This is a genomic window from Palleronia marisminoris (genome assembly GCF_900172315.1).
Taxonomy (GTDB): Bacteria; Pseudomonadota; Alphaproteobacteria; order Rhodobacterales; family Rhodobacteraceae; genus Palleronia; species Palleronia marisminoris.
Window position 1 is genome coordinate 144,970 of the sequence record NZ_FWFV01000002.1, and the last position, 13,242, is coordinate 158,211.

15 protein-coding genes are annotated in these 13,242 nt (G+C 67.9%); 7 read left to right on the forward strand and 8 right to left on the reverse strand.

Annotation, left to right across the window (positions count from 1 at the left end; genetic code table 11):
- The first annotated feature begins 22 nt into the window (after positions 1–22).
- Both PAM7066_RS04340 and PAM7066_RS04345 read left to right on the forward strand, forming a co-directional pair.
- The gene (locus PAM7066_RS04340; RefSeq protein WP_085852922.1) at positions 23–295 is read left to right on the forward strand and encodes an acylphosphatase; all 273 of its coding nucleotides are present in this window, start codon (positions 23–25) and stop codon (positions 293–295) included.
- A gap of 116 nt (positions 296–411) precedes the next feature.
- Positions 412–711: a hypothetical protein gene (locus PAM7066_RS04345; protein ID WP_085852923.1), complete on the forward strand. Its 300-nt coding sequence runs from the start codon at positions 412–414 to the stop codon at positions 709–711.
- On the opposite strand, the gene PAM7066_RS04350 is transcribed toward PAM7066_RS04345, so the two are convergent.
- Positions 699–1,148, reverse strand: a complete 450-nt coding sequence (locus tag PAM7066_RS04350; protein ID WP_085853281.1) for a low molecular weight protein-tyrosine-phosphatase — start codon at positions 1,146–1,148, stop codon at positions 699–701. The two genes, PAM7066_RS04345 and PAM7066_RS04350, sit on opposite strands and share 13 nt — an antisense overlap.
- A 98-nt stretch (positions 1,149–1,246) precedes the next feature.
- On the opposite strand from PAM7066_RS04350, the gene PAM7066_RS04355 reads away from it, so the two are divergent.
- Entirely contained in the window at positions 1,247–1,918 is a 672-nt protein-coding gene (locus PAM7066_RS04355; RefSeq protein WP_085852924.1) for an NAD-dependent deacylase, read from the forward strand.
- Between the two features lie 54 nt (positions 1,919–1,972).
- On the opposite strand, the gene rpmB is transcribed toward PAM7066_RS04355, so the two are convergent.
- Positions 1,973–2,260 (reverse strand): 50S ribosomal protein L28, encoded by a 288-nt coding sequence (gene rpmB / locus PAM7066_RS04360; RefSeq protein ID WP_085852925.1) that lies wholly within the window; start codon positions 2,258–2,260, stop codon positions 1,973–1,975.
- 102 nt (positions 2,261–2,362) lie between these two features.
- Positions 2,363–3,370, reverse strand: coding sequence for a methylmalonyl Co-A mutase-associated GTPase MeaB (meaB, locus tag PAM7066_RS04365; RefSeq protein WP_085852926.1), 1,008 nt, complete (start codon positions 3,368–3,370; stop codon positions 2,363–2,365).
- Between the two features lie 58 nt (positions 3,371–3,428).
- Here meaB and hrpB point away from each other — a divergent pair, with 58 nt between their 5' ends.
- Both hrpB and PAM7066_RS04375 read left to right on the forward strand, forming a co-directional pair.
- Complete coding sequence (gene hrpB / locus PAM7066_RS04370; RefSeq protein ID WP_085852927.1) at positions 3,429–5,813, forward strand: ATP-dependent helicase HrpB; 2,385 nt, start codon at positions 3,429–3,431, stop codon at positions 5,811–5,813.
- A 3-nt stretch (positions 5,814–5,816) separates the two neighbouring features.
- On the forward strand, positions 5,817–6,020 hold the full coding sequence (locus tag PAM7066_RS04375; protein ID WP_085852928.1) for a hypothetical protein: 204 nt from the start codon (positions 5,817–5,819) through the stop codon (positions 6,018–6,020).
- Positions 6,021–6,226: 206 nt separating this feature from the next.
- On the opposite strand, the gene PAM7066_RS04380 is transcribed toward PAM7066_RS04375, so the two are convergent.
- From PAM7066_RS04380 to PAM7066_RS04390, 3 genes are all read right to left on the reverse strand, one after another.
- The gene (locus PAM7066_RS04380; protein WP_085853282.1) at positions 6,227–6,907 is read right to left on the reverse strand and encodes a molecular chaperone DjiA; all 681 of its coding nucleotides are present in this window, start codon (positions 6,905–6,907) and stop codon (positions 6,227–6,229) included.
- A 196-nt stretch (positions 6,908–7,103) separates the two neighbouring features.
- Positions 7,104–8,330 (reverse strand): M10 family metallopeptidase C-terminal domain-containing protein, encoded by a 1,227-nt coding sequence (locus PAM7066_RS19510; protein WP_276326061.1) that lies wholly within the window; start codon positions 8,328–8,330, stop codon positions 7,104–7,106.
- Between the two features lie 104 nt (positions 8,331–8,434).
- On the reverse strand, positions 8,435–9,622 hold the full coding sequence (locus PAM7066_RS04390; RefSeq protein WP_085852930.1) for a PQQ-dependent sugar dehydrogenase: 1,188 nt from the start codon (positions 9,620–9,622) through the stop codon (positions 8,435–8,437).
- A gap of 155 nt (positions 9,623–9,777) precedes the next feature.
- Between PAM7066_RS04390 and PAM7066_RS04395 the strand changes: the two genes are divergently transcribed.
- Positions 9,778–10,422 (forward strand): Rho termination factor N-terminal domain-containing protein, encoded by a 645-nt coding sequence (locus tag PAM7066_RS04395; RefSeq protein WP_085852931.1) that lies wholly within the window; start codon positions 9,778–9,780, stop codon positions 10,420–10,422.
- Between the two features lie 77 nt (positions 10,423–10,499).
- A complete protein-coding gene (locus PAM7066_RS04400) occupies positions 10,500–10,898 on the forward strand; it encodes a hypothetical protein (protein ID WP_085852932.1) in 399 nt (132 codons plus the stop codon).
- Between the two features lie 8 nt (positions 10,899–10,906).
- Here the strand turns inward: PAM7066_RS04400 and argF are convergent, their stop codons facing one another.
- Together argF and PAM7066_RS04410 are read right to left on the reverse strand one after the other, a co-directional pair.
- Complete coding sequence (argF, locus tag PAM7066_RS04405; protein WP_085852933.1) at positions 10,907–11,812, reverse strand: ornithine carbamoyltransferase; 906 nt, start codon at positions 11,810–11,812, stop codon at positions 10,907–10,909.
- A 78-nt stretch (positions 11,813–11,890) separates the two neighbouring features.
- Positions 11,891–13,066: an aspartate aminotransferase family protein gene (locus PAM7066_RS04410; RefSeq protein WP_085852934.1), complete on the reverse strand. Its 1,176-nt coding sequence runs from the start codon at positions 13,064–13,066 to the stop codon at positions 11,891–11,893.
- Between the last annotated feature and the right edge of the window lie 176 nt (positions 13,067–13,242).

The following is a 13,242-nucleotide window of genomic DNA, read 5'->3' on the forward strand; positions in this document are numbered from 1 at the left end:
CGAGGTGAAACAGGAGGATGCCATGGCGATCGCGAGACATGTCCACGTGACCGGCCGCGTGCAGGGCGTCGGCTATCGGGCCTGGACTCGGGACGAGGCGCAGCGGCTCGGGCTCGGCGGCTGGGTGCGCAATCGCGAGGACGGTTCGGTCGAAATCCTGCTTGAAGGACCCGAGCCGGCCGTGGCCGAAATGATCCAACGCCTGCGCGACGGCCCCTTCGCCGCCCGGGTCGACGATGTTCAGGCAAGCGACGGGATCCCGGAGGGGGCTGTGGATTTCGAGATACGGCGCTGATTTCTCTTGCCTCATAAATCGAATCGGAACGGTTCGCATGCTAGCCAAGTGGCCATGGCAGCGGCCTGAGGAACCCGGCAAAGACCGGACCCGGCCCGACAAGACGAGGCAGAGCAATGAAATCACTTATCGCAATCGCCGTGGCGAGCGCGGCGATCGCCGGATGCGCCGGCGCCGGCGCGATCGAAACCGCCTGCAACACCTCAGACCGGGGCGCGAACAAGCGCCAGTTGTGCAGCTGCATCCAGCAGGTCGCCGACTTCACCCTCGACAACCGCGACCAGAGAATGGCCGCCAGGTTCTTCAAGGATCCTCACATGGCGCAGGAGATCCGCCAGTCCGACAATCACGGGCACGAGGTCTTCTGGAAACGCTACGGGGCCTTCGGCGACGCCGCGGAGAGCTACTGCAGCTGAGCCACCAGCTCGGCGGCGGCGCGCTCGACCAGTTGCAACGCGCCGTCGAAATCACCGGTGTGATAGGGATCGGGAATCGAACGCTCCGCACCCCCGGCATAGGGCGCGAACAGGCGGACGGGAGTCGTGTCGCCGGACGGGCGCAGCGCCTCGACATCCCGCAGGTTCGCCTCGTCGGCCACGACGATCAGGTCGAACCTCGCGAAATCCACCGCCGTGACCTGCCGCCCGCGCAGTGCCGACATGTCGTAGCCCCGGGCCCGCGCCGCGCGGACCATCGGCGGATGCGGCGGCTCGCCCACATGCCAGTCGCCTGTCCCGGCGCTGTCGATCTCCAGTTCCAGCCCCGCCTCGGACGCCTTGACGCGAAGCACCACCTCGGCGGCGGGCGACCGGCAGATGTTCCCAAGGCAGACGAAGAGGATGCGTTTGGTCATGGATCCGACACTAGCCGGGCCGTCCAACCACTTCCACATTTGCACGTCCTTGCTTCTGGAAATACGCAGGACCCGAAACCGACCACGGGAGAGGTTTGATGATCTTCGTGCTGACCGGCGCCGGACTGTCCGCCGAAAGCGGCCTCGGCACCTTCCGCGACCAGGGCGGGATATGGACGAAATACGACCTCTCCAAGGTTGCAACGCCCGAAGGCTACGCGGCCGACCCCTCCACCGTGCTCGACTTCTACAACGCCCGCCGCGCCAACGCTGCCTCGGCCGAACCGAATGCCGCCCACAGGGCCCTCGCCCGGTTGCAGGGCGCGCGCGAGACGTTCCTCGTGACGCAGAACGTGGATACGCTGTTGGATCGGGCGGGCGCCGCACAGGTCCTGCACATGCACGGGCGCCTGGACCAGGTGCTTTGCAACAAGTGCGGCGCGCGGTGGCATGCACCGGAGATCATGGACCCGTTCGACCACTGCGAACATTGCGGCGCCCAGGCGGTGCGCCCGGACGTGGTGTGGTTCGGAGAGATGCCCCACGGGCTGGACGAGATCGAGGCGAACCTCTCCCGCGCAAGCCTCTTCGTCGCCATCGGGACGAGCGGCACGGTCTACCCCGCGGCGGGCTTCGTCGAGATGGCCGCCGCACATGGCATCCCAACGCTCGAGCTGAACCTCGAGCCGTCAGGCGGCGTGTTCGACGAGGGCCGCTATGGGCCCGCGACCGGGATCGTTCCGGCCTGGGTGAACGAACTCTGCGCCTGAAACGCAAAAGACCCCGCGGGTGGCGGGGTCGGTTGCATCTTCAACGAAGCGGGATCAGGCGGCCGTCTGGGCCTTCTCGATCTCACGCTTGATCTTCACGGCGCGGGGGCTCAGTTCGCCCTCTTTCGCCTTGGCCATGAACCCGTCCAGGCCACCCCGGTGATCGACGGTCCGCAGCGCGGCGGCCGAGATCTTCAGCTTCACCGTGCGGCCAAGCACCTCGGACATCAGCGTGACGTCGTTGAGGTTCGGCAGGAAACGGCGACGGGTCTTGTTGTTGGCGTGGCTGACATTGTTGCCAGTGGCGGGGCCTTTGCCGGTCAGTTCGCAAACACGCGACATTGGTTCGTCCTTCGGTTCAGCGTGCCCGGGCAACATGCGTCATGCGCCCACGGACAAGTATGTGTCAGGGTTGCGGGCAGATAGAAGATAGCGCGGCCGGCGTCAAGACGCATCGGTCGGATTTCCGCCCCGGCCCGTCAAAAGCCGCGACAGGATCTCGTCGGCGGCGGCCGCGGGCGGTGTCTCTCCGGCCGCCACGGCGCGCCCGAGACGGTCCATCTCGCCCCTCGTCCGGGGGTCCTGCACCAGGTGGTGAATCAGTCCCTGGCGCACCGCCTCTTCGAACCAGTGCCGATTCTGCGCCGCACGCACGCGGCCCCAATGCCCCGTCTCGCGCCGGAACGCGGCCAGCGCCTGCATCTGCTCCCACGCAGGCGCGAGCCCTTCGCGCGCCACGGCCGAGACCGCCATCGCCTGCGGGAAGCCGTCGGGATCACCCTCGCGCTTGCGCAACAGCCGCAGCGCGCCTTGGTAATCGGCGCGAGTCGCCTCGGCCTGGCGCTTCGACGCGCCGTCGGCCTTGTTGATCAGGATCAGGTCCGCGATCTCCATGATCCCGCGCTTGACCCCCTGCAGCTCGTCGCCGCCGCCCGGGGCCAGAAGCAGCACGAACAGGTCCGTCATCTGCGCGACCATCGTTTCGGACTGGCCCACGCCCACCGTCTCGACGATCACCACGTCGAAGCCGGCGGCCTCGCACAGCGCGATCGCCTCGCGCGTCCGTCGCGCCACACCGCCAAGCTCGGTCTGGCTGGGGGAAGGGCGGATGAAGGCGTTCGGATCGCGCGACAGCTCTTCCATGCGGGTCTTGTCGCCCAGGATCGAGCCGCCCGAGCGGGCCGAGGACGGGTCCACCGCCAGAACCGCCACGCTCAGCCCCTGCCCCGTCAGCAGCTTGCCGAACGCCTCGATGAAGGTCGATTTGCCCACACCGGGCGTGCCCGACATCCCGATCCGAAGCGCCTGGCGCGCGGGATCGGCCACATCTGCCAGCAGCGCCACGGCCTCTGCCCTATGGTCGGCGCGGGTGGATTCGACCAGCGTGATGGCGCGCGACAGCGCCCGGCGGTCGCCCTTTTTCAGGCGGGTGGCGAGGGTGGATCGGTCCATGCCACGTTGATGCGTGGCAGGGCTGGGCTTGTCCAGAGCGGGGCGCTATCCCGACACCATGGACCTACCCATCGACGCCGTCCTGCCCGAGATACGCGCCGCCCTTTCCGCCCACGGCCGCGTGGTCCTGCAGGCGCCCCCCGGCGCGGGCAAGACGACCCGCGTGCCCCTCGCCCTGTTGGATCAGGTCGCGGGGCGCATCGTGATGCTCGAGCCACGCCGCCTCGCCGCCCGCGCCGCCGCCGAGCGGATGGCGCAGACGCTGGGCGAGCCCGTCGGCCAAACCGTCGGCTACGCGATCCGAGGCGAGCGGGTGACCAGCGACACCACCCGGATCGAGGTCGTGACCGAGGGCATCCTGACCCGCCGCCTCCAGCGTGACCCCGAGCTCACGGGCATCGGCTGCGTGATCTTCGACGAGTTCCACGAGCGCTCGCTAAACGCCGATCTGGGCCTCGCGCTGGTGTGGGAGGTCCGCCAGGCCCTGCGCGACGATCTGGCGATCGTGGTCATGTCCGCCACGCTCGACGCCGCGCCGGTGGCGCGCCTGCTGGATGCGCCGGTCGTGACCAGCGAGGGGCGCGCCTTCCCCGTGACACCTCGCTGGCTGGACCAGCCCCTGCACAAGGGGGCCCGCTTCGACGCGGCCATGGCCGATCTGATCGCTCGCGCAGTCGCCGAAGAAGCGGGCAGCATCCTCGCCTTCCTGCCGGGAGAGGGCGAGATCCGCCGAACGATGTCCCGCCTCGAACTGCCGGGGGTCGAGATTTTGCCGCTCTACGGCGCCCTCCCCTTTGCCGAGCAGCGCGCGGCGATCCGGCCGTCGCAGGGGCGCAAGGTGGTGCTGGCAACATCGATCGCCGAGACGTCCCTGACGATCGAGGATGTGCGCGTCGTGGTGGACGGCGGCCGGGCCCGCCGCGCGCGTTTCGATCCGGGCAGCGGCATGACCCGACTGGTGACCGAGCGGGTCAGCCGCGCCGAGGCCACCCAGCGCGCCGGCCGCGCGGGACGCGTGGCACCGGGGGTGGCGTGGAAGCTCTGGACCAAGGGCGAAGACGGCGCGCTGCCCGCCTTCGCCCCGCCCGAGATCGAGGTCGCCGACCTGACCGGACTCGCGCTGGAGCTGGCCTTGTGGGGCGACCCGGACGGCGCGGCCCTGCCGTTCCTGACGCCACCTCCGGCCGGCGCGCTGGCCGAGGCGCAGGCGCTGCTGACGGGTCTCGGTGCGCTTGACGGCGGGTCGATTACCGATCACGGGCGGGCTCTGGCAGCGATGCCGCTACATCCAAGACTTGCACATCTGCTGCATTCTGCGGGACCGGATGCGGCGGATCTGGCCGCGCTCCTGTCGGATCGCGATATTCTGCGCGACCGGGGCAGCGACCTGACGCTGCGCCTCCGCGCCTTGCGGGATCCCGGGAGCTTCGGTGTCGCGAAGGGGGCGGCGCAACGCATCCGTGCCGAAGCCAGGCGGCTGAAGCGTCATGCCGGCCCGCCCACCGACCTTACGCCCGCGCGGACCGCCGCGCTCGCCTACCCCGACCGCATCGGCCTCCGCCGTCCCGGTGAGGCGCCGCGATGGCTGCTGTCGGGCGGCAAGGGCGCCGCGATGGCCGAGAGCGATCCGCTCGCAAGTCAACGCCTGATCGTCGTTACCGACACCGACGGACACCCGCGCGAGGCGACAATCCGGCAAGCCATCGCCATCACCGAGGCCGACCTTCGCGCCGTTCATGCCTCGCGCATCGCCTGGATCAAGGTCTGCGAATGGTCCCGCCGCGACCGCCGGGTGATCTCTCGCCAGCAAGAGCGCCTTGGGGCCATCGCCCTCGACGATCGGCCTTGGCCCGACGCTCCGCCCGAAGCTGTCGCCCGCGCCATGCTCGACGGCGTGCGGGAACTTGGCCTGAATCCCTCCGATCCCGCCCGCCGCTTCCTGGCGCGCGTGGCGCTCGCAGGCCTCTTCGACACCTCCCACGAGGCGCTCCTGGCCGAGGCCGAAGACTGGCTTCTCCCGTTTATCGGCGGCATCCGCACGGCCGAGGAGTGGAAGCGGTTCGACCTCCTCCCCGCCCTCCGCGCGCGCCTCGGCTATGACGAGATGCAGCGCCTCGACGCCGAGGCGCCCGCGCATCTGGAAACGCCGCTCGGCCGTCGCGTGCCCATCGACTATGGCGGCGCGGCCCCCGAAGTGGCGATCCGCGTGCAGGAGCTTTTCGGCATGACCAGCCATCCGACCGTGGCCGGGCGCCCGCTGAAGCTGACCCTCCTCAGCCCTGCGCAGCGTCCCGTCCAGGTCACCCAGGACCTGCCCGGCTTCTGGGCCGGCAGCTACGCCGACGTCGCCAAGGACATGCGCGCCCGGTATCCGAGGCACCCTTGGCCCGAAGACCCGACGCAGGCCGACCCCACGCTTCGCGCCAAGAAACGGAAGGACTGACGAATGACACTGATGGAGCAGGTCGCAGACGACCTGGCGCAAGAGACCATTCGCAAGATCGCGGCCGGTGCCGACGAGAGCCTCGTCCGACAGGTTGCCGAGGCGATTCAGAACGCCAGTCAGACGATGGAGGAAGCCTATCTCACCGCCGTCCGCGTCCGCCGCGCCGAGGCTCGCGCCCGCGCGGTGCTGGCGCAGAACCTCTGACGCTGCGACGGCAGCTTCGCCCCCGTCCGCACGCGCGACGTGCCGGTCACCACCGCAAGCGTCGCTATACGGATGAACCCGAGCGTGGCGAAGCGATCTCATCATGGGCCGCAAGACCGTCCGGAGTTCCGGCGACGGCCATGGCCGCCTAGTCCGTCGTCAGAGCGCAGCGCGGACGACCCGTCCGCAGGCGACCTTGCTGCGGGTCACGCGCGCGCGGCGGTGATCTCTTCCCAGGCGGCGTTCACCGCACGGATACGGCGCTCGGCCAGGTGGAGGGCTTCTTCCGGCACGCCGCGCGCGATCATTCGATCAGGATGACTCTCCTTGATCTCGCGCCGCCAGGCGGCCCGGATCTGGTCCATCGGCGTGTCCGGGGAGACGCCCAGCACCTCGTAGGGATCGGGCGGCGCGTCAGCCACGTGGCGGGCGCGGATCTGGCGGAAGCAGCTTTCCGACAGCCCGAAGATTTCCTGCACGCGGCGCAGGAACACCTCTTCGTGGGGATGATAGGCGCCATCCGCCACGGCAATGTGAAACAGGCTGTCCATCAGGTCGATCAGCGTGTCGGCTTCGGAGTCGAACATCTTGCCGATCCGGGCGGCGTAATCCTCGAATCCGGCGACGTCCTGACGCGCGAGATTGAAGACGCGGCCCGCCGCGGCCTCCGCCTCTTTCGGGATATGAAACACCTCGCGGAACGCGGTCACCTCGTTGCGAGTCACCGCTCCGTCGGCTTTCGCCATCTTGGCGCCCAAGGCGATGACGGCGATGGTGAACCCCACCGATTTCTCGGGCGCGGTCGAAAGTCGCTCGAAAACCGCGCCGAGCCCCTCGCCGTGGCGTAGGGCCGAAAGCGCGTCGAGAATGCGGGACCAGATTGACATATGCCCCATGGTAGCTGTCGCGCGCCGCGGGGGAAGCGGTGCTGCTCGGTTTGTCGCGCCGCTTATCCGCTGAAACCTTCAGGGTGGCAAGGCGCTGCCCCGGCAAATCTGGAGCCTGTCGACCAGCTCATGCCGGCACGGATGCGAGCCCGGCCTGCCGCACGACAGATCCCTCGCGCGTCGAGACGGGCGCGGATCAGACGAACAATGCGTCCGCCTCGGGCGCGTCGGTCATCGCGATCGGGTCGCTGAACGTCATCGACACCGAAATGGTCCGTAGCGCCACCAATTCCGCCTGATCGAGCCAGTCGAAGGTCGGGAGGTCCTCCTGGTTCGAGGCGAAAACAAGGTCGTCCCCCCCTCCACCGGCGAGCATGTCCCACCCGTCGCCCCCTTCGAGAGTGTCGTCTCCCCCCGCGCCCACCAACGAGTCGTTTCCGTCACGACCGCTCAGGTGGTTTCGCGACCAGTTGCCGCGCAACGTGTCCCCAGCGAGTCCGCCGACCGCGTTCTCGATGGTGACGCCGTTGGCCACGGTAAATCCACCATAGGTATCGCCAACCCGGCTGACATGTCCGCCCCCGCCCGGAGCATTGTCGAGCGTCGCCGTGCGGAGGTCTATGACCGCCCCTTCGACGCCGTTGTGCGCAATCGTGTCGATGCCCCCCGCGTCCCAGATCGCGGTCCAGTATGTGCCGAGCCCATCGGTGGAAGGCAGCGTATAGACGTCGTCGCCCGCGCGGGTCGACCAGTTCGCGCCGTAGAGGTTTTGTATGGCGGCAATGTCGAAGGCCATCGGTCCGCCGGCCTTGCCCCAGTTGTGCACGTATCCCGAGTAGGTCGGCCGAAGATCGGGCCCGTCACGGTAGGACATTAACGTGTAGAGCTCGGAATTCAGTCCGTTCTCACCCTGCGCGCTGGAATTCCCTCCGACTCCCGGAAAGACGTAGCGGTCGTCACTGTGGTCCGCGTGGGAATGGTCGAGCCCGATGCCGTGCCCGATCTCGTGCAGAATGGTCGTGAACCCCAGCCCCCCCCTCGACAGCCCGCCGGTCGCGTCATTCTCGTCCCAGCCATAGCCCGCGCGGTTGTATTCCCCCTCGAGCGGACCCCACTCACCAATCTCGACATCGAAGATCGTTTCGCCGTCGCCAAGATAGATGCCGTGAGAGCCCAGCTGCCCCGGCGTGTCGGGATCGGAGTAGAGGCTTTCGGAGAAATCCGCCTGGGCCAGGTCATGAACGCGGCGGAACTGGATGTTCGCGACGTCGGACCAGAGCGCGGTGGCGTCCGCGAATGCGTCCGCTTCGACCTGCGTCCAGGCGCCACCGGACGTGTCCAGGTAGTAGTCGATGACCGTGTTGGTCGCGCGAAACCCGATGGTCAGCGCGTCGATGAACGGATTTGAGGTATAGCTGGCCACCCGGCTCCTCCTGTCGTCGCGCCTCGGCAACCAACAGGAACATAACATGAATATCCGGGAGCGGAAGCTCCCGGATACCCGGCATTCGTCTCAACTCGGGCCGATCAGCCTCCTGTCGTCACGCGCAGGATCTCGCCATTTTCCTTGTCGGTCAGCAGAAGGATCGCGCCCTCCTGGTCCACCGCGACGTCGCGGATGCGGCCTTGATCGGTCACGAGCCGATCTTCACCGGTCACGGTGTCTCCGTCGAGGGTCAGCCGTACCAGCGCACCGGGAACGAGCGAGGATGCCAGCACGTCGCCCTGCCAATCCGCGAACATCTCGCCGTCATAGAAGACGAAGCCACCGGGTGCGATGACCGGATCCCAATAATAGCGCGGCTCGACGAATTCCTCGCTGCGGGGCTCACCGCTACCGACCGGCTCGCCGTCATATGTCACCCCGTAGCTGACCACCGGCCAACCGTAGTTCTCGCCCGGCTGGATCAGGTTCAGCTCGTCGCCACCCGCAGGGCCGTGTTCGAGCGCCCACAGCTCTCCGGTCTCGGGACGGATGTCGGCCCCCTGGATGTTGCGATGACCGAGCGTCCAGATCTCGTCGCTGGCGCCCTCCGTATCGACGAAGGGGTTGTCGTCGGGGATTTCGCCGTCCTGCGTGACCCGCACGATCTTGCCGTAGGTCTTGTCGAGATCCTGCGCGTAGTCGCGGTAGGTCTCGGTGAAGTGCTCGCCCGTGGTGATGTAGGCATAGCCGTCATCCAGCACGACACGGCTGCCGAAGTGCATCGCGTTGTCGGCGGGCGGGTTCTGGACGAAGATGTCCTCGACTTCGGTCAATTCGGTGCCATCCTCGCTCAGCACGCCGCGCGCGGCGGCGGTCGCGGTCTGGTCCGAGCCCATGGGCTTCGCGTAGGTCAGGAAGATCACGCGGCTTTCCTCGAAATCGGGGGCGAGCGCCACGTCGAGCAGGCCGCCCTGATCGCGGGACACGACCTCGGGCACGCCCGAAATCGGTTCGCCGACCTCGCCATCGCGGGTCACGAGGCGCAGATTGCCCGCGCGCTCGGTCACGAGGTAGTCGCCGTCGGGCAGAACCGCGATCCCCCAGGGGTGGACCAGCCCGTCGGTCACGGTCTCGACGGACAGTTCGGCCTCGGTCTCGACCTCGGGGGCGCGGGTCTGGTTCTCGAAGGCGGGTTCGAACTGGGGAGCGTTCTTCGGCCCCTGCTCGACCTGCGCGGCGGCGGGAACGGCAAGAGCGGTTCCGAGAAGGATCGTCGTTGTACGTAGCATCTGAGTCTCCCTGCGTATTTCTCGATCCCAACGAACCCTGCCCACGGGCGTTCCGGACAGGCAGATAACGGCTGCGTCATGGCCGCGCGGATTGTCGCGGCCGGAACCCGAGCGCCGTGCGGGATCGTTCATTTTGCGACGAAGGAGGGCCGCACATGGGCGACGCAAAGAAGACCGATCCCGCGCTTTGGGAAGAGGTGAAGGACGAAGTGACACGCTCCGACAAGGGCGGCAAGGCCGGCCAATGGTCGGCCCGCAAGGCGCAGATGGCGGTGCAGGAGTACAAGAAACGCGGCGGCGACTACGAGGATGACGGCCCCGCCCAGGACGAGACGGACCTGCACCAATGGACCGAGGAGGACTGGGGCACGAAGTCCGGCGAAACGTCCGGGTCGTCTGGCGAGCGCTACCTGCCGAAGCAGGTGCGCATGCTGCTGACCGAGGACGAGTACGATCGCACGACCAGGACGAAGAAGGGCGGCTCGGGGCAGTACGTGGATCAGCCGAAGGACGTGCGGGAGAAAGTTTCGAAGCTGAAGGCGGACGGACCGACCAAGCAGATGCTGCAGGAGCGCGCTGACGACCTGGATATCGAGGGGCGGTCCTCGATGACGAAGGAAGAGCTTCTGGACGCGATCGAAGGCGCCACGGACGACAACGGGCGCCGCAAGGGCTCGAAGGCGGCGCTGGAGGGGATGAAGAAGGACGACCTGATGGAGATGGCGCAAGAGCGCGACCTCGAGGGGCGGTCGAACATGACCAAGGACGAGCTGGTCGCTGCGTTGCGGGATGCGAAGTGATGTCGATCGGATGAGCCAACCGGGGGTATGGGATCGCCTTGACTGCACATTATATCATGGCGTGAAAGGCGACGCGCATGAGCAGTTTCACGGGCGAGTACGTAGTAGAGGTCGACGAGGACGGGGCGATCCCGCTTCCCCCCGTCTGGTGGCTTGCGGCGGTGGCCGGTGATCCCGCGGGCGATCCGGGGCCGAACCTGATCGTCGTGCCGATCGGCCCTGAAGAGGGCGAGGTGCTCGTGACGACGCTCGACCGGCATATCCTGATGGTCGAGAAGATCCGCGCCCTGCCCGAAGGCCGCCCCGAGCGCGCCGCGCTGGAAGTCTTCGCATTCGAGAAGTGCAGCGCGGTCGTGGTGACGCCGGACGGCTGGCTTCCCCCGATCCCGCTGATCGAGGAGATCACCGGGTTGAGGCCCGGCGATCTGGCAAGCCTGCGCGGAACCGGCACGGGGTTCCGTCTCCGGCCGGCCTGAGCGGGCCGCTACCGCGCGAGCGCGTGGCGCATGATGGCCTTTTGCGCATGCAGGCGGTTCTCGGCCTCGTCCCAGATGACCGAGTGCGGGCCGTCCATGATCTCGGACGTGACCTCGTCCTCGCGATGCGCCGGCAGGCAATGCATGAAAAGGGCATCGGGCCTGGCCTGCGCCATCAGGCGCGCGTTCACCTGGTAGCCGCGCAGCTGATTGTGGCGCCGCTCCTTCGCCGATTGGGGGTCGTGCATCGACACCCAGGTGTCCGTCACCACCAGGTCCGCGCCTTCGACCGCCTTCATCGGGTCGCGCTCGATCGTGATCCGGTCGTGCAGCGCCGGTTCCGGGTCCAGCGGTTCGGGGCCGGTGAAGACCAGGTCGAACTCGAACTGCGTGGCGGCATGGGCGAAGGAGGCGAATACGTTGTTGCCATCGCCGGACCACACGACCTTCTTCCCGGCAATCGGCCCGCGATGCTCCTCGTAGGTCATCACGTCGGCCATGATCTGGCAGGGATGGGTGCGGTTCGTCAGCCCGTTGATGACGGGCACGTCCGCGTGCTCGGCCATCTCGAGCAGCGTCGCTTCCTCGAATGTGCGGATCATGATGAGGTCGACATAGCGCGACAGGACGCGGGCAGTGTCGGCGATGGTCTCGCCATGGCCGAGCTGCATGTCGGCGCCCGACAGGACCATCGTCTCGCCGCCCATCTGGCGCACGCCGACGTCGAAGCTGACGCGGGTCCGGGTCGAGGGCTTCTCGAAGATCAGCGCGACCATGTGGCCGGCAAGCGGGCGGTCGTCGTCCGGGGCGGCCTTGGGGCGACCGTTGCGGCTGTCCTTCATCGCGCGGGCCGTGTCGATGATCTGGCGCAGGTCGGACTTGTCGGTTTTGTGGATATCGAGGAAATGCGGCATCGGTCGGTCCCGGTTTGCTCGGTCGGACCGGGGGCTGTCTGCCCCCGGACCCCCGAGAGTATTTCTTGCAGGATGAAGCTACACGACGCGTTCGAGGGCCGTCGCGACGGCGTCGAGGCGGTCCAGCGCGGCCGCGATCTCGTCATCGGTGATGTTGAGCGGCGGCAGCAGGCGGAGCACGTTGTCACCGGCGGGCACGGTCAGGAGGTGTTGCGCATAGGCCTGCTGAACCAGTTCGGCCGCGGGAACACGCGCCTTGATGCCGAGCATCAGGCCTGCCCCCCGCACCTCGCCGAAGATCTGTGGGTGCGAGGCGACGAGCCCTTCGAGCCCCTGGCGCAACCGCCCGGCGGCGGCGTTCACGCGGGGCAGGAAGCTGTCCTCGGTCATCAGCTCCATCACGCGGGCGCCGACCGCGCAGGCCAGCGGGTTGCCCCCGTAGGTCGACCCGTGGGTGCCCGCGGTCATGCCGGCAGCCGCGTTTTCGGTTGCGAGCACGGCGCCGAGGGGAAAGCCCCCGCCGATGCCCTTGGCGACCATCATGATGTCGGGCGTGACGCCGGCCCATTCGTGGGCAAACAGGAGCCCCGTCCGACCCATGCCGCACTGCACCTCATCGAGGATCAGGAGCGCACCCGTCTCGTCGCACATCTCGCGCAGCGCCTGCAGGTCGGCGTCGGGCATCACGCGGATGCCGCCCTCGCCCTGGATCGGCTCGATCAGGACGGCCGCAACATCGTCCGTCAGCGCCGCACGAAGCGCATCCGCGTCGCCCCAGCGCAGTTGCACGAAACCCTGCAGCACGGGGCCGAAGCCCTTGATCATCTTCTCGGACCCGGCGGCGGCGATCGCGGCGCTGGAGCGGCCGTGGAACGCACCCTCGAAGGTCAGGATCGTCGTGCGGTCCTCGCCCTTCTCGGACCAGTATTTGCGGGCCATCTTCACGGCCAGTTCGCAGCTTTCGGTGCCGGAATTGGTGAAGAACACCGTGTCGGCGAAGGTGTTGTCCACCAGAAGCTGCGCGAGGCGCTGCTGGTTCGGAATGTCGTAGAGGTTCGACACGTGCCAGAGCTTGCCGGCCTGCTCGGTCAGTGCCTCGACCAGCGCGGGATGCGCGTGGCCCAATGCATTGACCGCAATCCCGGCGCCCATGTCCAGGTATCGGGTGCCGTCCTCCGTCCAGAGCCAGGCCCCCTCGCCGTTCACGAAGGAAAGCGGCGCGCGGTTGTAGGTCGGAAGGATGGCGGGGATCATGTCGAAATCCTCGGAAATAAGCCCGAGAGGTGCCTTACCGGTCGGGCGCTGTCAACGATGCGGGTGGAGAACGGGCGGAAGGGACGTCAGACGCGGGTGCGTCGACGTCGCAGGATCGAGGTGATGGCGATCATGTTGCCCATGCACCGTGGATACGCGCTCTGCCCGCGCGGGGC

Bases quoted from the DNA above. Each gene is read 5' to 3' on its own strand.
- PAM7066_RS04390 (WP_085852930.1), bottom strand. From the start codon at position 9,622: ATGCTACGTACAACGACGATCCTTCTCGGAACCGCTCTTGCCGTTCCC.
- meaB (WP_085852926.1), bottom strand. From the start codon at position 3,370: ATGGACCGATCCACCCTCGCCACCCGCCTGAAAAAGGGCGACCGCCGG.
- PAM7066_RS04340 (WP_085852922.1), top strand. From the start codon at position 23: ATGGCGATCGCGAGACATGTCCACGTGACCGGCCGCGTGCAGGGCGTC.
- PAM7066_RS04380 (WP_085853282.1), bottom strand. From the start codon at position 6,907: ATGTCAATCTGGTCCCGCATTCTCGACGCGCTTTCGGCCCTACGCCAC.
- PAM7066_RS04375 (WP_085852928.1), top strand. From the start codon at position 5,817: ATGACACTGATGGAGCAGGTCGCAGACGACCTGGCGCAAGAGACCATT.
- PAM7066_RS04395 (WP_085852931.1), top strand. From the start codon at position 9,778: ATGGGCGACGCAAAGAAGACCGATCCCGCGCTTTGGGAAGAGGTGAAG.
- PAM7066_RS04345 (WP_085852923.1), top strand. From the start codon at position 412: ATGAAATCACTTATCGCAATCGCCGTGGCGAGCGCGGCGATCGCCGGA.
- PAM7066_RS04350 (WP_085853281.1), bottom strand. From the start codon at position 1,148: ATGACCAAACGCATCCTCTTCGTCTGCCTTGGGAACATCTGCCGGTCG.
- PAM7066_RS04410 (WP_085852934.1), bottom strand. From the start codon at position 13,066: ATGATCCCCGCCATCCTTCCGACCTACAACCGCGCGCCGCTTTCCTTC.
- argF (WP_085852933.1), bottom strand. From the start codon at position 11,812: ATGCCGCATTTCCTCGATATCCACAAAACCGACAAGTCCGACCTGCGC.
- PAM7066_RS04355 (WP_085852924.1), top strand. From the start codon at position 1,247: ATGATCTTCGTGCTGACCGGCGCCGGACTGTCCGCCGAAAGCGGCCTC.
- rpmB (WP_085852925.1), bottom strand. From the start codon at position 2,260: ATGTCGCGTGTTTGCGAACTGACCGGCAAAGGCCCCGCCACTGGCAAC.
- PAM7066_RS04400 (WP_085852932.1), top strand. From the start codon at position 10,500: ATGAGCAGTTTCACGGGCGAGTACGTAGTAGAGGTCGACGAGGACGGG.
- hrpB (WP_085852927.1), top strand. From the start codon at position 3,429: ATGGACCTACCCATCGACGCCGTCCTGCCCGAGATACGCGCCGCCCTT.